The organism is Pseudoalteromonas citrea, assembly GCF_000238375.3.
Taxonomy (GTDB): Bacteria; Pseudomonadota; Gammaproteobacteria; order Enterobacterales; family Alteromonadaceae; genus Pseudoalteromonas; species Pseudoalteromonas citrea.
In genome coordinates this window covers 42,538-61,684 of record NZ_AHBZ03000022.1, presented here as the reverse complement: position 1 = coordinate 61,684, position 19,147 = coordinate 42,538, and the positions used below count along the sequence as shown (strand labels likewise).

16 protein-coding genes and 1 riboswitch are annotated in these 19,147 nt (G+C 41.6%); of the genes, 11 read left to right on the top strand and 5 right to left on the bottom strand.

Features of this window, described 5'->3' with window-relative positions; genetic code table 11:
* Positions 1 to 7 precede the first annotated feature (7 nt).
* Positions 8 to 2,437, top strand: a complete 2,430-nt coding sequence (locus PCIT_RS14795; protein WP_010364122.1) for a zinc-dependent metalloprotease — start codon at positions 8 to 10, stop codon at positions 2,435 to 2,437.
* A gap of 74 nt (positions 2,438 to 2,511) precedes the next feature.
* Here PCIT_RS14795 and argE read toward each other — a convergent pair whose 3' ends face one another.
* The gene (gene argE, locus PCIT_RS14790; protein WP_010364120.1) at positions 2,512 to 3,660 is read right to left on the bottom strand and encodes an acetylornithine deacetylase; all 1,149 of its coding nucleotides are present in this window, start codon (positions 3,658 to 3,660) and stop codon (positions 2,512 to 2,514) included.
* 184 nt (positions 3,661 to 3,844) lie between these two features.
* On the opposite strand from argE, the gene argC reads away from it, so the two are divergent.
* From argC to PCIT_RS14760, 6 genes are all read left to right on the top strand, one after another.
* Complete coding sequence (gene argC / locus PCIT_RS14785; protein ID WP_010364118.1) at positions 3,845 to 4,855, top strand: N-acetyl-gamma-glutamyl-phosphate reductase; 1,011 nt, start codon at positions 3,845 to 3,847, stop codon at positions 4,853 to 4,855.
* Complete coding sequence (gene argB, locus PCIT_RS14780) at positions 4,849 to 5,628, top strand: acetylglutamate kinase (protein WP_157592819.1); 780 nt, start codon at positions 4,849 to 4,851, stop codon at positions 5,626 to 5,628. Before argC ends, argB begins: the two co-directional genes overlap by 7 nt.
* Before the next feature lie 8 nt (positions 5,629 to 5,636).
* Positions 5,637 to 6,560, top strand: a complete 924-nt coding sequence (locus PCIT_RS14775) for an ornithine carbamoyltransferase (protein WP_010364114.1) — start codon at positions 5,637 to 5,639, stop codon at positions 6,558 to 6,560.
* 8 nt (positions 6,561 to 6,568) lie between these two features.
* Positions 6,569 to 7,777: an argininosuccinate synthase gene (locus PCIT_RS14770; protein ID WP_010364112.1), complete on the top strand. Its 1,209-nt coding sequence runs from the start codon at positions 6,569 to 6,571 to the stop codon at positions 7,775 to 7,777.
* A gap of 33 nt (positions 7,778 to 7,810) precedes the next feature.
* Positions 7,811 to 9,676, top strand: a complete 1,866-nt coding sequence (argH, locus tag PCIT_RS14765) for an argininosuccinate lyase (RefSeq protein WP_010364109.1) — start codon at positions 7,811 to 7,813, stop codon at positions 9,674 to 9,676.
* 180 nt (positions 9,677 to 9,856) lie between these two features.
* Positions 9,857 to 10,018, top strand: coding sequence for a hypothetical protein (locus tag PCIT_RS14760; protein WP_157592818.1), 162 nt, complete (start codon positions 9,857 to 9,859; stop codon positions 10,016 to 10,018).
* Positions 10,019 to 10,638: 620 nt separating this feature from the next.
* On the opposite strand, the gene PCIT_RS14755 is transcribed toward PCIT_RS14760, so the two are convergent.
* Positions 10,639 to 12,015, bottom strand: coding sequence for a capsule assembly Wzi family protein (locus PCIT_RS14755; RefSeq protein WP_010364105.1), 1,377 nt, complete (start codon positions 12,013 to 12,015; stop codon positions 10,639 to 10,641).
* Positions 12,012 to 12,494 (bottom strand): pantetheine-phosphate adenylyltransferase, encoded by a 483-nt coding sequence (coaD, locus tag PCIT_RS14750; RefSeq protein ID WP_010364104.1) that lies wholly within the window; start codon positions 12,492 to 12,494, stop codon positions 12,012 to 12,014. Before coaD ends, PCIT_RS14755 begins: the two co-directional genes overlap by 4 nt.
* A 190-nt stretch (positions 12,495 to 12,684) precedes the next feature.
* On the opposite strand from coaD, the gene PCIT_RS14745 reads away from it, so the two are divergent.
* Positions 12,685 to 13,341, top strand: a complete 657-nt coding sequence (locus PCIT_RS14745; RefSeq protein ID WP_010364103.1) for a TetR/AcrR family transcriptional regulator — start codon at positions 12,685 to 12,687, stop codon at positions 13,339 to 13,341.
* Between the two features lie 106 nt (positions 13,342 to 13,447).
* Positions 13,448 to 14,908 carry a tRNA uracil 4-sulfurtransferase ThiI gene (gene thiI / locus PCIT_RS14740; RefSeq protein WP_010364101.1) on the top strand — a complete coding sequence of 487 codons (1,461 nt, stop codon included), beginning with the start codon at positions 13,448 to 13,450 and terminating at the stop codon, positions 14,906 to 14,908.
* Between the two features lie 48 nt (positions 14,909 to 14,956).
* Here thiI and PCIT_RS14735 read toward each other — a convergent pair whose 3' ends face one another.
* Complete coding sequence (locus PCIT_RS14735) at positions 14,957 to 15,859, bottom strand: ketopantoate reductase family protein (RefSeq protein WP_010364099.1); 903 nt, start codon at positions 15,857 to 15,859, stop codon at positions 14,957 to 14,959.
* Positions 15,852 to 16,202, bottom strand: coding sequence for a VanZ family protein (locus tag PCIT_RS14730; RefSeq protein ID WP_010364097.1), 351 nt, complete (start codon positions 16,200 to 16,202; stop codon positions 15,852 to 15,854). Before PCIT_RS14730 ends, PCIT_RS14735 begins: the two co-directional genes overlap by 8 nt.
* A 138-nt stretch (positions 16,203 to 16,340) precedes the next feature.
* Between PCIT_RS14730 and PCIT_RS14725 the strand changes: the two genes are divergently transcribed.
* Complete coding sequence (locus tag PCIT_RS14725; protein ID WP_010364095.1) at positions 16,341 to 16,823, top strand: YajQ family cyclic di-GMP-binding protein; 483 nt, start codon at positions 16,341 to 16,343, stop codon at positions 16,821 to 16,823.
* Positions 16,824 to 17,003: 180 nt separating this feature from the next.
* Positions 17,004 to 17,152: riboswitch (cobalamin riboswitch) on the top strand.
* A gap of 38 nt (positions 17,153 to 17,190) precedes the next feature.
* The gene (locus tag PCIT_RS14720; protein WP_010364093.1) at positions 17,191 to 19,074 is read left to right on the top strand and encodes a TonB-dependent receptor domain-containing protein; all 1,884 of its coding nucleotides are present in this window, start codon (positions 17,191 to 17,193) and stop codon (positions 19,072 to 19,074) included.
* Positions 19,075 to 19,147: the final 73 nt, after the last annotated feature.

Below are 19,147 nucleotides of genomic sequence, written 5' to 3'. Positions count from 1 at the left end.
TAAGAATATGCAAAAGTCTAAGTTACTCCCTTATATTCTCTGCACTTTGCTAGGCGCTATGATAACTCAAGCGCACGCAGCAATTAAGTCTATTGATGAGTTTACTGACAAACTTAATCACTTTCCCGGCTATTACTCATTTTTTGCCGACTCCCACAGTGGCAAAATTTACTTAGATGTAGATAAGTTTAAACAGCCATTCTTATTACAGCATAGCTTGCCATATGGGGTTGGTTCAAATGATATTGGCCTAGATCGTGGCCAATTAGGTGGCACGTACATGGTGCAGTTTGAGCGCTTTGGTGACAAAGTGATGCTGCGAGCGTTAAATACGTATTATCAAGCAAGTTCACACAACGCGGCTGAACAGCAAAGCGTAAAAGAGGCGTTTGCGTCGAGTGTATTACATGGTTTTAAGGTGGTAGCAGAAGACAATGACAGTGTGCTTGTCGATTACACTCCTTATTTATTGACGGATGTACATGGTGTAAGCCGTACATTGGCGGCGCGAAAGCAAGGTAACTTTAGCTTAGATAGCGCAAGAAGCGCGGTGTTTCTGCCGCGTTCAAAAGCCTTTGTTGATAATACCGAGTTAGAAGCATTACTCACATTTAAAGGTAAGAACCCTGGCGAATATGTGCGTCAAGTCAGCGCAGATCCTCATGTATTAACTGTGCATCAGCATCACTCTTTAGTGAGACTGCCTGACAGTAATTACACACCTCGCAAGTTCCACCCACAATCAGGTTTTTGGAGCATTGAACATAAAGATTATTCTGCCCCTTTGAGTGAGTCGATGTTTGTACGTTATATTCCCCGCCACCGTTTAGCGAAAAAAGATCCGACGCAGGCCGTAAGTGAGCCAGTTAAACCGATTATTTACTATTTAGACCCTGGTGTTCCTGAGCCGGTTAAAACAGCATTACTAGAAGGAGCACAGTGGTGGGATGAGGCATTTGTGGCAGCAGGTTACAAGAATGCGTTTCAAGTGAAAATGCTGCCAGCACATGCTGATCCTATGGATATCCGTTACAACGTGATCCAATGGGTGCACAGAGCAACGCGTGGCTGGTCATATGGTGCTTCTGTTATTGACCCGCGAACTGGGGAGATCATTAAAGGCCACGTTACATTAGGCTCGCTGCGTGTTCGTCAAGATATTCTTATTGCCCAAGCTTTGGCTGCGCCCTTTGTCAAAGGGGATGAAGTGACTAAAAACTTGCATGCCATGGCACTTGATCGCATTCGTCAATTAAGCGCTCATGAGATTGGTCATACATTGGGTATTGCACATAACTTCTCTGCGTCAGCAAAAGAACGTGCATCGGTGATGGATTATCCTCACCCATTGGTTGGCTTCGATGGCCAAGGCAAATTAGATATTACCCAAGGCTATGCTAAGGGTATGGGAGACTGGGATAAGCAAGTTGTAAAGTATGGGTATAGTGACTTTGGTACCAGTGATGAAGCGCAAGCATTAGCAGCAATATTGGCAGATAATCGCGCGCAAGGGCTGGAGTTTATTTCTGACAGAGATGCAAGAGCGCAAGGTGGTGCGCATCCAACGGCACACTTGTGGGATAACGGTAACGATCCATCCGCTGAACTATTGCGCGTACTCGATGTACGAAAGCAGGCTCTCAGTACTTTTGGGATCAATAATTTAAAACGTGGTGAAGCGTTGTCTCAGCTTGAAGAAAAGTTAGTACCACTGTACTTATTCCATCGTTTTCAGGTTGAGTCTGCGGTTAAACTAATTGGTGGTGTTGATTATGACTATGAAGTACGTGGTGAGCAGCCTGTAAAAGGCGCACAAGTAGTACCAAAAGCGCAGCAGCAGCAAGCATTAGCAGCTATGCTGGCTACCTTAGAGGTCAGTGCATTACAAATACCTGAATCAATATTAGCAATTTTGCCACCCAAGGCTTATGGCGAGTCAAAGACACGCGAAAGTGTATACGGACGCACCGGTTTAACATTTGATGCAATGGCATTGCCTGAAGTGTCAGCCAACCATACTTTAAAATTACTTTTCAATTCACAACGACTGAATCGAATTGCGCAGCAAGGTGCGAGATCACCGAGTGCCTTCGGTCTAGATGATTTACTTAGCCAAACGTACAGCCACGTATTTGATGATAAAGAACAGCAGGCAATGGGTAAGAAGTTAGCGCAACGCGTGCAGTTTTTAACCGCGAAAAAGCTAGCAGACTTGAGCATAAGCGACCAAGTAGACCCAGAAGTGCAGGCGCAGCTACGTTTTTACTTAACTCAATTAGTGGGGGATTACACACAGTCAGGGTTATTTAATGATGTTTCTAAAGGGGAGAGTGCATTTAAGCAGTTTTTATCTGAACAAGTGCAGTATTTCTTAGTGTCTGGGCAGTGGCCAGTGAATTATCAAGCAATTAAAACCCCACCAGGCTCTCCTATTTAAAGCGCCATTAAGCGATAACTACCTCAACTAAAAGCGCTTGTGCTTCGTGAAATACAAGCGCTGTTTTAGCGCTTTTATTCAAAGCAACAACTTTGAATAAGTTGGCTGATGATTTTTTTCGACGGTTCTATTTTTTCCATTGCAAGGTATTCATCAGGCTGATGCGCTTGTTTAATTGAGCCGGGCCCCATGACGATCGTTTCGCATCCAAGTTGCTGTATAAAAGGCGCTTCAGTGCAATAGTTGACGGCGACAGCTTGTTCTTCAGATATTTTTTCTGCGAGTTTGACGAGTGCATTGTCATTTGAGCCACTAAAAGCGGGTATAGGCTCATGCATATCAACAACAGACACACTGTTAGGAAACTCATCGTTAATAGGTTTAATTGCATTGAGCAGTAACAGCTGTAGTTCTTGAATGCTAAGTCCTGGCAGTGGTCGTATGTCTATATGCAATTCACAACAGCCACAAATTCTGTTGGCGTTATCACCGCCATGAATATGACCTAAGTTGAGCGTTGGATAAGGTATTGCGAAATGTTCGATTGAATATTTATTCTTTAGTTCTTCTTTTAGTTGCAACAATTTTGCAATCACAGTGTGCATGATCTCTATGGCATTCAATCCCCGCTCAGGATCTGAGCTATGCCCAGAGCGCCCCACAATTCGAATTGCCGATGTCATATGACCTTTATGCATAAAAACCGGCGTCATATCGGTCGGTTCTCCGATGATACAGCGTGCAGGCTTTAGGGTAGGGTGTTTAGCAACTTCTTGTGCCCCCGCCATCGTGGTTTCTTCATCCGCAGTTGCAAGAATTAAGATAGGTTGGGTTTGCTTATTTGGATCGAACTCACTTATTGCATCAATTGCAAAGGCAAAAAAACCTTTCATATCAATAGTTCCAAGGCCGTAAAAACGATTGTCTTTAATCTCTAGACTAAATGGATCTTGGCTCCACCGACTGTCATCAAACGGCACTGTATCAGTATGCCCTGCAAGCATTAACCCTCCAGCGCCTTCTCCGCGTTTAGCGAGTAAGTTGTATTTTCCGGGTGCACTTTCAAGCTCTGTAATTTCGATGGTAAACCCTAAGTTTTCGCACCAACTTGCCAATAAATTAATGGTACCGAGATTACTCATATTCAGTGCCTCGTCTAGCGAACTAATAGACGGGCTTGCTATTAGCTGTTGGTACATAGATAAAAAACTGGGGTTTTGCATTATTTTTCCAAAATATTTATTCAAAGTAATTGCATAACAATGTAAAGGTGTTTAATATGAATATCAATTCACTTTTTTAGCATAAATATATTTTAGAGGCTGGCATGCGACGATATACATTCACTATTTAATTCCACAGTAAGTATAAAAATGCAATTGATAATTAAGAGTAAGTAACAAAATGATGAATGTAGTGATTATTGGCGCCAGTGGATATAGTGGCGCAGAGCTTGCCAGTTTAGTCGCCAAACACCCCCATTTCTCCCTAGTGGGTTGTTATGTGTCGGAGCAAAGTCTGGATAAAGACAAGTTATTGAGCGAGTTGTATCCAGAGCACACGGGTTTGCTCGACACCCTTTTATTACCGTTAACTGAAGAGGCTTTTTCAGTTATTGAACAGCAAGCCGATTATGTCTGCTTGTGTACCGACCATAAAGTAAGCGTTGAATTAGCCCCGAAGTTTTTAGCTTTGGGCAAAAAGGTCTTTGATTTGTCAGGTGGATATCGTTTGGCAAAAACCAGTGACTACGATACATATTATGGCTTTGAGCATCCATATGCACAGTGGCTCGAACAGGCGCAGTATGGCTTGGCTGAATGGTATGCTCAAGATATTGCTGATGCACAGTTAATCGCTGTGGCTGGCTGTTATCCTACAGCTGCACTGAATGCACTCAAACCCTTAAAAGATGCCAATTTACTTACCGACGATCAAGTGATCATTAATGCCGTATCGGGTGTTACAGGCGCGGGCAGAAAAGCCAATATTGCGACGCACTTTTGTGAAGTATCGTTGGCCCCCTATGGCTTATTTACACATCGTCATACCCCTGAAATAGCGCAATATTTAGATCACCCTGTTTTATTCACACCTCACTTAGGCAACTTCCCACGCGGGATTTTAGAAACTATTTATCTTACTTTGAAACCAGGCACACGCAGTGAAGATGTAGATAAGGCCTATCAAGTGTTAGCGGATGAGCCGTTAATTCGCTTAAAAGGCAGCACGATCCCGACGATTAAAGGTGTGGTTAAGCAGCCTTATGTTGATATTGGTTGGCAGCAGCAAGGTGAGCAGCTCATTGTGGTTGTTGCGATCGACAATTTACTCAAAGGCGCAGCGGGGCAAGCTTTACAATGTATGAATATTGTCAATAAAAAGCCTAGCTACATTGGCTTAAAAGGAGTGTGTTGATGAAAACCTGGGTTATCAAAGTGGGGGGTGCCGTTTTAAATACCGAGGAAGCTGCAAGCGAGCTATTTTTAAAAATGGCTGAGATCATATCCCATTCGTCAGAAAATCAATTTGTGCTGGTACATGGCGGCGGTGCTTTAGTTGATCGTTGGCTTAGTGATGCCGGTTTTGCGAGTGCAAAACATCAGGGATTACGGATCAGCCCTAAAGAGCAAATGCCTTACATTATTGGTGCACTTGCAGGGTGTGCTAATAAGCAGCTTATGGCGCAAGCGATTGTCGCAAATTTGCAACCTTTCGGTTGTAGTTTGTATGAAGCGGGCATCGTGACCAAGCAAAAACTTAAAGCGTTGGCTCAGGTCGGTGAATGTACTGCAGGTAGTGATGGTGTGCTTCCAGAACTACTGGCAATGGGGAAGTTACCTGTTGTTAGCTCCATTGGTATTGGAAATGACGGGCAGTTGTTTAATGTAAATGCTGATGAAGCAGCAGCAGCCATTGCCAGTGAACTAAACGCTGAACTGATTTTTATGACAGATGTAGAAGCCGTACTAGATGCTGAAAAAAAATCGCTGCATCAATTAGATGAGCATGAAATAGAACAACTTATAGCAACAGGAGTTATCGTGGGCGGAATGGAGGTCAAAGTAAAGACCAGCCTTCGCGCAGCCCAACATTTACGACGAGGGGTGTATATATCAAGTTGGCAAAAACCACAAAACCTAGCAGCCCTAGTTAATGGGGAACATGTTGGAACAAAAATTACACCTTAGGAATAATTATGACGATGACACATTTTTTAACTGGCTTAGAGTTAGATAAACACCAAGCTTTGCAGTTACTTGACTTAGCAATAAATATTAAACAACAACCGCAGGAGTATAGTCATGCTTTGGCTGGTAAGTCGGTTGTGACACTATTTGAAAAACCGAGTTTACGGACCCGATTATCGTTTGATATCGGCATTAATAAACTGGGCGGACATGCTGTTTATTTAGACCAACAAAATGGCGCAATGGGTAATCGTGAGTCGGTGCAAGACTTTGCTTTAAATATATCAACTTGGGCTGATTGCTTGGTTGCACGCGTGAATCAACATAGCACGCTCACTACGTTATCGGCTAACTCTTCAATTCCAATTGTAAATAGCTTATGTGACTTATATCACCCATGCCAGGCGCTGGCTGACTTTTTAACGCTGAAAGAAGTGTATGGTGATGTAAGCCAGCTTAAACTCGCTTTTATTGGTGCAGGTAATAATGTCACACATTCATTGATGTTGTTGGCTGCAACACTTGGAACTGACTTTGTGGTGGTATGTCCTAAAGGCCACTCTCCAGATGCGCAAATTGTAAAACAGGCTGAGCAAATTGCTGCGGTTAATGGCGCATCAGTATTGATCAGTGATCGCGTGGAAGCAGCTGCGGGCTCCAATGTGTTATATGCCGATACGTGGGTGTCTATGGGTGATAGCACACCGCTTGAACAAGTAAAACAGACTTTTATGCCCTATCAAATTAATCAAGCTTTAGTTGAGCAAACTGGCGCGAGCAGTATTTTACATTGCCAACCCGCTCACCGTGAATACGAGATCACGTCTGAAGTGATGGATGGTAAGCATTCAAAAATTATTCAACAAGCTGAAAACCGGATGCATGCACAAAGTGCACTATTGGTATCGCTGTTAAATCCAAATTATGTGTAAGGAAAATCATGAGTAAATTTAAAAAGATCGTATTGGCATATTCTGGCGGGTTAGATACATCGGCTATTGTACCATGGTTGAAAGAAACCTATGGCTGTGAAGTTGTTGCATTTGTTGCTGATGTAGGCCAAGGCGAAGATGAGCTTGCCGGTGTTGAAGAGAAAGCAATCGCATCGGGTGCATCTGAATGTTATGTCGTAGACCTTAAAGACGAAATGGTTAGCGAGTATATTTACCCAACATTAAAAACAGGCGCTATTTATGAAGGGACCTATTTATTAGGTACTTCTATGGCCAGACCTATCATTGCTAAAGCGCAAGTTGAAATTGCGCGTAAAGTGGGTGCCGATGCACTGTCGCATGGCTGTACAGGCAAAGGGAATGATCAAGTTCGTTTTGAAGCTTGCTTTGCCGCTTTAGCACCAGATCTTGAGGTGATTGCGCCATGGCGTGAATGGGATTTGACCAGTCGCGAATCATTACTTGATTACCTTGCTGAGCGTGACATTCCATGTGCTGCATCAGCCACAAAAATTTATAGCCGTGATGCCAATGCATGGCATATCTCTCATGAAGGTGGCGAGCTTGAAGATCCTTGGAATCAACCGAGTGATCAAGTATGGACTATGACAAATTCGCCTGAGGAAGCACCGGATACTCCTGAATTTGTTTCGGTCTCTGTCGAAAAAGGTCAGATAGTAGCTGTAAATGGCGAGCGTTATAGTCCTTATAACTGTTTGGTTCAGCTTAATCATATTGCAGCACCACATGGTGTGGGGCGCGTCGACATTGTAGAAAACCGCTTGGTTGGTATGAAATCCCGTGGTTGTTACGAAACACCGGGCGGCACTGTCATGATGGCTGCACTGCAGGCGATTGATGAACTCATTTTAGATAAATCTAGCCGCAAGTGGAAAGAAACGTTGGGTAGTGAGTTTGCACACTTGGTCTATGACGGTCGTTGGTTTACGCCACTTAAGGCGTCTATTTTGGCTGGTGCTGAAGCGCTTTGCGAATTGGCAACGGGCGAGGTGGTATTGAAGCTTTATAAAGGTCAGGTACAGGCGGTACAAAAGCAATCGATAAATAGTTTATACAGTGAAGATTTTGCCACATTTGGTGATGACGATGTCTATGACCAATCACATGCAGAAGGGTTCATTCGGTTGTTTTCATTATCAAGTAGAATCGCAACCTTAAATAAGACGTCTAAATAGTTGAGTTAATAGTACTGAGTTCGGAGAATAGCAATGGCATTATGGGGTGGCCGGTTTTCAACAGGCCCTGACGCTGCATTTAAACAATTTAATGATTCTCTGCCATTTGATTATCAAATGGCAGAGCAAGATATTATTGGTTCAATTGCATGGGCTGGGGCGCTAAAGCAAGTAAATGTGTTATCAAATACAGAGCATAGTGAGTTAGTGACTGCGTTGCAGCAGCTGCATGTGGAAGTACAGGAAAACCCACAAAGTGTTGCGACTGCGGGGTATGAAGATATTCATTCTTATGTTGAAGCAAAGCTCATTGAAAAAGTAGGAGACTTGGCGAAAAAGTTGCACACGGGGCGTAGCCGTAACGATCAAGTTGCTACTGACTTTAGATTATGGAGCCGTGAAACTGCAGGGCAAATCCTCAGTGCTCTTAGAGAGTTGAAAGCCGAGTTTATTACCACAGCAGAGCGTGAGTTAGGAACCATTTTACCAGGTTACACGCATTTACAGCGAGCTCAACCGGTACTTTTTAGTCATTGGTGCATGGCCTATGTAGAGATGTTGGAGCGTGATGAATCGCGTTTGAGCGATGCAATAAAACGTTTAAATGTTTGCCCTCTCGGAAGCGGTGCATTAGCAGGCACTGCGTACCCCATTAATCGTCATGCGCTTGCGAGTGAGCTTGGCTTTAGTGAAGCATCACGCAATAGCCTGGATGCAGTTTCTGACAGGGATTTTGTGGTTGAGCTGTTAAGCTGCGCCAGTATTTCTATGATCCATTTATCTCGCTTTGCGGAGGATTTAATTTTTTATAATTCCGGTGAAGCTGGGTTCATTGAGCTTGCTGATAATGTTACATCGGGCTCTTCATTAATGCCGCAGAAGAAAAACCCAGATGCCCTTGAATTGATCCGTGGGAAAACAGGGCGTGTGTTTGGTGCATTTAGTGCCATGATGATGACCTTAAAAGCGTTACCTCTTGCTTATAATAAAGATATGCAAGAAGACAAAGAGGGACTGTTTGATGCTATGCCAACGTGGTTAGCATGCATTCATATGGCGCAAGCGTGTTTAAAGGGTTTAAAGGTGAATGCTGATCGCACTTTATCTGCAGCTCAAGGTGGACACGCTAATGCAACCGAGCTTGCTGATTATTTAGTAGCAAAGGGGATCCCTTTTCGAGAAGGGCACCATATTGTAGGGCAGTTAGTACAGGTAGCGATTGAAAAGCAAGTAAATCTAGAGCAACTGGCGCTAGATGAATTTAAAGCTGTATGCAGTGTGATAGAAGAGGATGTGTATCCTGTTTTAGAAATTGACGCCTGTATTGCCGCCCGGCAAGCATTAGGTGGCACATCTTTGCCGCAAGTAAGTGGTGCGATTAAGACAGCGAAAAAAAAACGCCAAATTACGGTAAGGGACGCAACCTTAAATGATGTCGAGGCTATAGCGGGCTTAGTGCAGTATTGGGCCAAAGTGGGTGAGAATTTACCAAGGGCAAAAAGTGATATGGTGCACTCTATAAATGAGTTTGCAGTCACAGAAGTCGACGGCAAAGTCACAGGCTGTGCCTCTTTGTATATTTATGATACTGGATTAGCGGAGATCCGCTCATTAGGGATCAATCCTGAGGTGAGTGCAAAGGGGCAAGGGCAGCAGTTGGTTGATTATTTGTTGAGCAAAGCGAAAAAGTTGGCATTGCATCGGATCATTGTGTTAACCAGAGTGCCTGGCTTTTTTACAAAGCAGGGATTTACTGACTGCACTAAAGAGAGTTTACCTGAAAAGGTAATGAAAGATTGTGAATTGTGTTTAAGAAAAGACAATTGTGATGAAGTGGCAATGGAGTATATGCTAACTTCTAAGGCTACTAATTTTATATCTTGTAAATATGTAGCGTAATTTCCATGGTTGTATTTAATTTATATTATACCAATTAATGGTATTGTTGGCGTATTGTGAGTGCTTTTGTTAATTTATTTAACATTCTGGCTTGATGTTTGCTTAATTTCAATGGTAGAGGTTTTTTGACACTTCGGGCATGGAGTGTCATGAAATAGCCATCGAAACTGAGGGAAAATCATGATAAAAGTAATTAAATCGTTATTAAAAAGTAGAAACTCATCGCAAAAGGCTGGTAATTCAGAAGTACTATCTGATAAGGTTTTGAGTGTTATTTTTTTAGGTACTGTTTCTGGAGGTCGTGGGGGCGGTGCAATTATTCTTCCAAAGAGTAAAATTTAATAGGTACATGCCATTTATACGTTATCGGAACTAGGCTTACATTTTGACACCGTTATTGTTATCGGGATGGTGTTGAGCTTTTTACTTAATTTATTTTTTTATGTATCAGGACTTAGTCAGAAAGCTTCCTTGTTATTAGCTTCCGGAGTTATGGCTACATCATACTTTATAAGTAACCACCTGATTGACTTAACCAATGCAACATCAATATTGTACATAGAGTGGGCTATTTATGATTTGTTGACCATTGCTTTTATTGTAATAATTCATAAGTGTTTTTCATTAACATATAGTTGCGCAGTTAAATATGTATTTGCTGGTTTAACAATCAATATTTTATTATTTTTAAGCCTATATACCGATTTGGTCTTACTCGGAAAGCCTGAGCATTGGTGGTTTTGGGATTTCTTCTCAGTTGGAATCAACACGATCGATATTATAATTGTGTGTGTTTTGATAGTGAATAGAGATTTTTTATGGCTAGTCCGATTGCAACACAAAATATTCAGAACGTCGGCCACACAGTAACTGATAACGCGATGACGAAGAGCAAGTAGGATCTACATTTTAACCTACTTGCTTTATTTATGATCTTAACGATATTGAGTGTTTACTTGAACCTAAAACTGAAACTCCCAGCTGACTTTTACAGCACTTTCTACGTCACTCTCTGTTTGCGTATTATCATCTTGCCAAACCGTCACTCCTAACTTAGCGAGCCCGTTGAATAAGCCTTGTTGATAGCCGCCTTCTAACAATATACGCTTGGTCTGTGTGTGCTCAAAGTCGATATGCTTTAGCTTTGCGTACCCTCCAACACCTGACATTTGATAGTGATCAGCAGCAAGTGTGATGCTTTTAGCTTGAGGGCCCATTGCTGCGCCTAACCAGAGATCTCGTTCAGTATAATCAGAACCGCTATTTATATTGTCAAAATTACATTGAAAGCTGACCTGCTGAGCTTGGCAATTTGTGGTGCTATCACTGTATTCTAGATAGGCTTTAGTGCGGGATTCAACGTCACCAAAAAAAGTCTCTGCACCCAATGTGAAGTTGTTATGCTGTGACGAAATACCATTGTCATTGTTTCCAGCAAGTTCACCATAAACAGAGATGGGTTGGTTTTGCAGGGTGGTTGAATACTTAAAATCGATACTCGTGAGCCGTGTTTTTGTTGTCTGTTCTGGTTTATTAACTGAGTCTAACTGGGTATACACAAAATCACTGTGGGCGCTATTAAATGCCAGCTCTAGGCCTGCAATCGGGGTGCTTGATAAACGGATCCCCCAAAAGTCACCTTCCTCGGTGCGTGTTAGTAATGGTTTTTGTTTAGCGGCTATTGCGGTTACTTGCCAAGGGCCAACAAAAGATAAAAAGTTGGGGCCTTCATAATTGCTATTAGCACGGCTCAAGCGCAGTGCTTTCATTGGGGCCGCATGGTTTGAAAGGAGCAGTGCATTTTCATTGGCAGGCCCCCACCAGTAACTTAATCGCTCAGCACTCAGGGCCCAGTTTCCGTAAAGTATAGCGAGGTGACTGCCATGATGATTCACATGTTTCTTATCTTGTGCGTCATGGGTGTAGTTCACATTCAATTTGGCACTCACATTTGCGCCAGTAATGATACTGTATGTATTTAAACCAGAACGCGCAGCATGGCGCTCTCCAAACCCATTGGGTAAGTCTGACTCACTATTATATTGTGCTTTGACACTTGAATATTGTGCACGTTTTGCTTGTTGTAATGCATGCTTTAAGTGCTGCAATGCAAAGTGGGATTGCGGTGTTAGGCTTGTCTCATCAATAGCGGCAATGTCTTGTACTATACCTTGCCATAGCAAAGGATACTGGTTTACAGGGCGATTTATTATGTTGTGACTTACCAGTAAATCAATAGAGTGCTTTAAAGCCACCTGATCATGGGTTATCCAAGGGCTAGCTTTGACTTGAGTGCTTGCGACTATACAGAATGCAATAGAGAGCGGAGTGTACTTCATCCGTGTAATTTTTCCTTTAAGGCGTTTGATACTATAGGGCTAACAAATTCACTGACATCGCCACCATGTAGTGCGACTTCTTTTACCAACGTAGATGAAATAAACGAGTTCCTTTCAGAAGGGGTCAAGAAAACACTTTCTAAATTGGGGTTTAATCTTCGGTTCATGTTGGCTAATTGAAACTCGTAATCAAAATCAGAGACCGCCCTGATCCCGCGGATCAATACTTCGGCATTTTGCTCTTTAGCTAAATCGACCAGCAATCCTGAGAAACCAATGATTTTCACATTGTTATGCTGAGCAAGTACTTGTGTTGCTAACTCTACGCGTTCATCTAATGTGAAGCATGGCTTTTTATTTGGATTATGCGCAATGGCAAGTATGACTACATCAAACATTTTTGCTGCGCGCTTTATAAGGTCAGCGTGGCCGTTGGTTAATGGATCAAATGTACCAGGATATAAGGCGGTCACTTTCATAAAATCAGTGTGTTCAATGGAATTTTGGTTATGTTAACAGTGTTCCATGAAAATTTCACTGGTCTGCTTAGATGTAATATTGCTTATATCTAAAACTGATTGTGCTATTTTCAGTTATTCTATTTAGCTATACTTAGCGTGTAGTAATTTACCTATATTATAAAAATTTGCGTGTTAGAGAGAACAGGATATGAATACCAAGGAAAAAATTATTCGTACCAGTATTGCTTTGTTTAATTTACATGGGGAACGGGCGATAACAACCAATCACATTGCTTCTAATTTGGGGATAAGCCCAGGAAACTTGTATTATCACTTTAAAAACAAAGAGGACATCATTCGCAATATTTTTACTCTGTATCGTGAACATTTGAGTACGCACTTTAAGCCATTGAATACAGAGTTTGAACCACTAGAACAACTGACTAAATATTTAGATTCTCTATTTGAGTTGATGTGGCGATATCACTTCTTTTACGATAATTTGACTGATATTTTGGCCAAAGATGAGGTGTTGAAAAAAGATTATATTTCATTTCAGGCCGATTTATTTGAACAAGTACGCTCTGTTGTTATTGGTTTACGAACCAGTAAGGTCATTGATATTACAGATGAAGATGCGGTTGAAGTGGCTCACATGTTAAAAATGACGGTCAGCTTTTGGACACCTTATGTTAAAGCGAGGCGATTAACAGGAGTGCTTGAACAACAAGATATCTACAATGGCATTGTTAAAGTGCTCATGTTATTTAAGCCATACTGTACTGATCTGAGTGTGCAGAAAATTAGCGTGTTACAGGCACATTATCAGCAGCTTGCTGATGAGTCGCTGCCAAGCATAGCGTAATAGTCTCGTTTTATTTAAGTGGTTATTTCCTAGTCGGGGAGAAATTTGCTATAATCGCGCGCCAGTTGTCCCGGCGTGCGATCGCCCAGTCTAAAGAGTTGTTTCTATGCTTAAATTTATCGTCAAATTGCATCCTGAAATTGCAATCAAGAGCAAGTCCGTTCGTAAGCGCTTTACACAAGTGCTTGAAAGAAATATCAAAATCATTTTGCGTCGGATTGATGAAAATGTAAAAGTAAAAAATAATTGGGACAATATCTCGGTTGAAAGTCAAAGTGCTAATGCGGATATACGTGAGCAATTTGTTGATAACTTAAAACGAGTGCCGGGTATTGTGCAGTTTATTGAAGTGCAGGAAACAGCATTTGATGGCTTAGATGATATTTATCAGCGCACGCTTGAATTAGCTGGGCATAGTATTGCAAATAAAACGTTTTGTGTACGAGTAAAGCGCAGAGGCGATCACGAATTTACCTCTTCAGATGTTGAGCGTTATGTTGGCGGTGGCTTAAATCAGCATGTTGAAGGCGCGCGCGTTAAGCTAAGTAAGCCTGAAGTGACTGTTAAGATCGAGATAAAAGGCGACTTAGCCTATATTGTGACGCATACACATTATGGTATTGCTGGTTTTCCATTACCAACTCAAGAAGATGTATTATCGCTTATCTCTGGTGGCTTTGACTCTGGTGTTGCTACCTATCAAATGATGAGAAAAGGGGCGCGTACGCATTTCTTATTCTTCAATCTAGGTGGTGCTGCACATGAGATTGGCGTGAAGCAAGTGAGTCATTTTTTATGGAATCGTTTTAGCTCTACCCACAAAGTAAAATTTATTACCGTCGATTTTGAACCTGTGGTTGCTGAGATTTTAGAGAATGTGGAAAACGGCCAAATGGGTGTGGTACTTAAGCGCATGATGATGCGTGCCGGTAGTCAAGTGGCTGAGCGTTTAAACATTCCAGCACTTGTTACAGGTGAGAGCATTGGTCAGGTATCAAGCCAAACATTGGCAAACTTGAACGTGATTGACCGTGTCACTGAGACGCTAATCATTCGTCCTTTGATCCAACATGACAAAGCCGAAATTATCAATATTGCGCGCGAGATAGGCACCATTGAAATGGCTGAAGCAATGCCTGAGTATTGTGGGGTTATTTCGAAAAAACCCACAGTTAAAGCCAAACTTGAAACGATTATCGCCGAAGAGGCTAAATTTGACTTTGATGTGCTAGATACAGTGATTAAAAATGCCACTGTGAAAGACATTAGAGAGATTGAGACAGAAGCAAAAGAAGAAGTAAAAGAGGCTGAGTCAGCCAGTCAATTGCCAGAAAATGGTGTGATCCTTGATATTCGTTCACCTGATGAAGAAGATGCAGACCCATTAGAGGTTGAAGGGGTTGATGTCGAGCATTTACCTTTTTTCCGTTTAAGTACGAAGTTTGCAGATTTACCGCAAGACAAAGAATATTACCTGTACTGTAAAAAGGGTGTGATGAGTCAACTACAAGCGCTTATCCTTCATGAGAATGGCTTTATGAACGTTAAAGTATACAAACCTGAATAAAGCGCAAGTACTTATATAATACTGAGCTGTACGGCTCAGTATTATATGTTAACTATGACTTTTTAATAATTGCTCAAGCATGCTTCGGTTGTACGGAGTGTGAATACCATGATGAACACCTCTGCGTGTGATATAGCCACAAATTGCGTCGATTTCAGTTTCTCTATTATGAAAGACGTCTTGCGCCATAGATGACGAATTATTTTGAGTAAGGGTCATGACTTGATAGGCATTGGCAAGTGCTTCACTAAGTTCTAAATGTACTTTATCTGCACGTGCTACTGCACAGGCTTCATTTAATAACTGTAGAATAGTGCTTGCGTATTTTGGCTGACGAAGTTGACCATTTTTTATCTGATGAATAGCCGATAAAGGATTTATAGCGACGTTCACAAGTAGTTTTTGCCATCTCAGTTGTTCAATATTGTGATGGGTTTTACTGTGTGGTATGTGCGAAGAAAAAAACGTACTGTAATTGTGTGCTAATCGCTCCAGAGCTACTTTATTACAAGCACCAACATAGGTTTCTCCGGCGCCAGTCTCCTGTACGGTTGTATCATTTATTTTTAACCCACCCATTGATGTACTAACGAAGAACAGCCCTTGATCTGCGCCTAAATGCTGCTCAAACTCATTTAGTTCACTCATACCGTTATGACTAATAAAGACATTTGCGTGCGCTGTTAAGTAGGGTAAAACAGACTTAAATGCGCTTTGTAGCTGATATGCTTTTACACAAATAAAACAATTTTGAATGGCAAGTATATCTTTTTGTAACGCATTCATGTTGATGTGTTTGACAGGAATGCTATGGGTTTTTTGACCGTTATAGAATGAAAAAGGTGTGTTATAGCCGCGCCTGACTAGCAAGGTTGTGTGATGGTGATACGCTAAAGCATTGGCAAGCGATAGGCCAATAGCACCGGCGCCCACAATATGCAGATTAGCCATATTTGTTACCACGCCAAGTACGCCATAAAATATAGCTGGCGTAATAGCTAACAGCGCCAAGGACATCAGCGATAAAGTCTGCAAATGAGGCTTGACGGTGTGGCAGCATACCTTGCATTAATTCAATACCCACGCCATAACTTGCGAGCAAGGTTATTTGTAACCACATTGGCCATTTAAAGGCGTGGTGCATAATAAAAGCAAGTATAAAAAATATGCCAAAGTGAGCAATTTTATCAAGGTGTTCTATCCGTATGCCTGAGTGTTGGATTTCTTTCGCAAAAAGCGCAGTACAGATAGCCAAGGTAATAAGCAAAACAAGTTGATAAATACGTCTGGTCACAAAACTTCCTGGGTTGTTCGTGTGTAAAAGAGTGAAGTCAGTATATCACTGAAAACTGGCTGTTGGGTGAATATAAAAAGTTGTCCAAAATTTATTTTAGGTTGATATAATTGCAGCATAAATATTAGGAGATTTACTATGCCATCATTTGACATTGTGTCAGAAATTGAAATTACAGAAGCGCAAAATGCAGTAGATAATGCGAAGCGTGAATTAGAAACTCGTTATGATTTTCGTGGTGTTGATGCCTCTATCGAGCTGACAAATGAAACCATTACTTTGAAAGCAGAAGCTGATCCACAAGTTATGCAATTGTTTGATATTTTAGCAAGTAAAGCATCAAAACGCGGCTTAGACGTAGCTAGCTTAGAGTTAAAAGACATTGAACGTGCTGGTAAGCATGTTTCGCGTAAGGTGGCTTTAAAGCAAGGTATTGAAAAAGAGATGGCGAAAAAAATCGTTAAAGCGATTAAAGATGCCAAAATTAAAGTGCAAGCGGCGATTCAAGGTGAAGAAGTGCGTGTAACAGGTAAAAAGCGCGATGACTTACAAGAAGCGATGCAAGTAGTGCGTACTGCTGATTTAGGGCAGCCTTTCCAGTTTAAAAACTTCCGCGATTAATGACTATTTAGTGGTACCAAGCTGTACCACTTTTATTTACAAAGTTTATGCTTATCCATCAAATTATCGACTCTACGTATGAACTTTTGGTTTTTAGATTTCTAGACGTCCATTGACATTTCCCCTCAAAATTCGCACAATAACGGCTCTTTTCAAGGTGCTTAATAAGTTTCTATGATTTTCATATTACACAGTTAATGTGAATAAACTTGCTAAGATAATCGGGAAGTTGGTGCAAATGCATGTACTGGTTTAAGTCCAACACTGCCCCCGCAACGGTAATGCTTTATAAGCAAAGTCCGGAGACCGGCCTTGATATTCATTTACTAATTATTACTTGTACGGTGGGTATGAGTAAGGGGAAACAATGCTAGCTAAATCCGCACTAAGCGCTGCAATTTTGACTGCGCTCTCTTTTTCTGCGTCAGCACAAAGCTCATCTACCGAAAATATTGAACGTATTACGGTAACAGCAAATAAATTTGAACAATCAATTAATAACACGCTTGCTACGGTCAATGTGATTGAGCGTGCAGAAATAGAAAGCAGCAACATCCGTGATTTGCCTTCTTTATTAAACACGGTAGCTGGCATTGATGTAGTACGTAACGGTGGCTTTGGTCAACAGGCCAGTGTATTTGTTCGAGGCGCAGCGACAAAACATACCTTAGTATTGGTTGATGGGGTACGTATTAGTGACGCGAACTCAGGCAGTGTTTCCTTCTCGAATATACCTGTAAACAGCATCGAGAGAATTGAGGTTGTAAAAGGGGCGCGTGCTGCGATTTATGGTTCTGATGCGATGGCTGGGGTGATCAATATTATTACACGCCAAGCAACTCAGCATGAAATTACGCTAACGAGTGGTAGTCACAACTATGTGAATTATCAGCAAGCGGGTGAATTTAGCCAAGATAATATTACCCTTGGTTATAACTTAGGGTATGAAGATACAAAAGGCTATGACGTCAAAGAAAAAGACCCTGTAGCACCAATTGGTAAAGATCATGATTCAGATGGTTACAATAACCAAAATATTGGTTTTAACTTAACGATAAATACAGATGAATTAGGCCAGTTTAATGCGCTTGTGCAATACAGTGAAGGCGATGCTGAGTATGACAATGCATGGGGTAATGACGCCTATGATTTTGAAAACTATAGCAGCAGAATAGCGTGGCAGAAAAAGTTAGGTCAATTTGAACACTCAGCCTCAGTAGGTGTCTCGCAAGAAGAGAACATTCAAACGGGTACACCTAAGCATGATATTTACAGCACTGAGCGTGCAGAAGCTGAATATCGTACTTTATACAGGCTAAATGAAACAACTCAGTTTAGCGGTGGGTTTAACTATTTGACTGAAGATCTTGGCGGTTCTACAGCCACTTTCAGTGAAACACAGCGAGATAATCAAGCGATATTCTTAGGTGGGTTTTATGATGATAATAAATGGTTAGCAAATGTGGTAGTACGCTCTGATGACTATGATTATCATGGTAGAGCAAATACTTATACTACCGCTTTTGGTGTTAAGCCTCATCGAGATGTGACGTTTAGAGTAAATCATGGCACAGCTTTTAGAGCACCTTCACTGACGAATACCTTTGTAGCGCAAAGCCCATGGTATTTACCGAACGTTAATATTAAACCTGAAGAGGCAACCAATAATGAAATTGGCATGTCATTGTCAACGCGTTGGGGCCGATATGATGTTGCTGTTTTTCAGAACAAAATAGATAACTTGATCAGCAATCAATATGATGCAGATTCTGGGAAATACATTCCTTACAATGTGGATAAAGCCACGATGGAAGGGGTGGAGTTGTCTGCAAACGTGAGTGCTTTCGGTTTTGAACATAGTATCAATGCCACATTTTTAGACGCTAAAGATGGCACAACGGGCGAAAAGCTTGTTCGCCGTCCTTCTGAGTCATTCAATTACACTGTGGCACGTTCATGGGACAAGCTTGATGTGAATCTTGCCATGCAGTATCGCTCATCACGCCCTTCAATTAACTTGTATGATTCGAATTTAGGCCAGTCTAAGGCGACAACCCTTGCAGGGTATACAGTGTTTAACTTAGGCGCTAATTATAAGCTTTTTGATGGGTTAACCTTGAATGCGAGATTAGAAAATATTGCCGGTAAAGATTATATTACTGCAGCCACTGGATATGCGAGTAATGGTAATGTATTGGGGTATACCTCGTTGGGCCGACAAGCTTATGTAGGTGCAACAGTACGTTTTTAACTGGCACAAAACGTACGGGCTTAATATTTTTTAAAAAGGCGAGTAATTACTCGCCTCTTTTATGCACTCAGGT

Bases quoted from the DNA above. Each gene is read 5' to 3' on its own strand.
- PCIT_RS14795 (WP_010364122.1), top strand. From the start codon at position 8: ATGCAAAAGTCTAAGTTACTCCCTTATATTCTCTGCACTTTGCTAGGC.
- argE (WP_010364120.1), bottom strand. From the start codon at position 3,660: ATGCAAAACCCCAGTTTTTTATCTATGTACCAACAGCTAATAGCAAGC.
- argC (WP_010364118.1), top strand. From the start codon at position 3,845: ATGAATGTAGTGATTATTGGCGCCAGTGGATATAGTGGCGCAGAGCTT.
- PCIT_RS14775 (WP_010364114.1), top strand. From the start codon at position 5,637: ATGACGATGACACATTTTTTAACTGGCTTAGAGTTAGATAAACACCAA.
- PCIT_RS14770 (WP_010364112.1), top strand. From the start codon at position 6,569: ATGAGTAAATTTAAAAAGATCGTATTGGCATATTCTGGCGGGTTAGAT.
- argH (WP_010364109.1), top strand. From the start codon at position 7,811: ATGGCATTATGGGGTGGCCGGTTTTCAACAGGCCCTGACGCTGCATTT.
- PCIT_RS14760 (WP_157592818.1), top strand. From the start codon at position 9,857: ATGATAAAAGTAATTAAATCGTTATTAAAAAGTAGAAACTCATCGCAA.
- PCIT_RS14755 (WP_010364105.1), bottom strand. From the start codon at position 12,015: ATGAAGTACACTCCGCTCTCTATTGCATTCTGTATAGTCGCAAGCACT.
- coaD (WP_010364104.1), bottom strand. From the start codon at position 12,494: ATGAAAGTGACCGCCTTATATCCTGGTACATTTGATCCATTAACCAAC.
- PCIT_RS14745 (WP_010364103.1), top strand. From the start codon at position 12,685: ATGAATACCAAGGAAAAAATTATTCGTACCAGTATTGCTTTGTTTAAT.
- thiI (WP_010364101.1), top strand. From the start codon at position 13,448: ATGCTTAAATTTATCGTCAAATTGCATCCTGAAATTGCAATCAAGAGC.
- PCIT_RS14735 (WP_010364099.1), bottom strand. From the start codon at position 15,859: ATGGCTAATCTGCATATTGTGGGCGCCGGTGCTATTGGCCTATCGCTT.
- PCIT_RS14725 (WP_010364095.1), top strand. From the start codon at position 16,341: ATGCCATCATTTGACATTGTGTCAGAAATTGAAATTACAGAAGCGCAA.
- PCIT_RS14720 (WP_010364093.1), top strand. From the start codon at position 17,191: ATGCTAGCTAAATCCGCACTAAGCGCTGCAATTTTGACTGCGCTCTCT.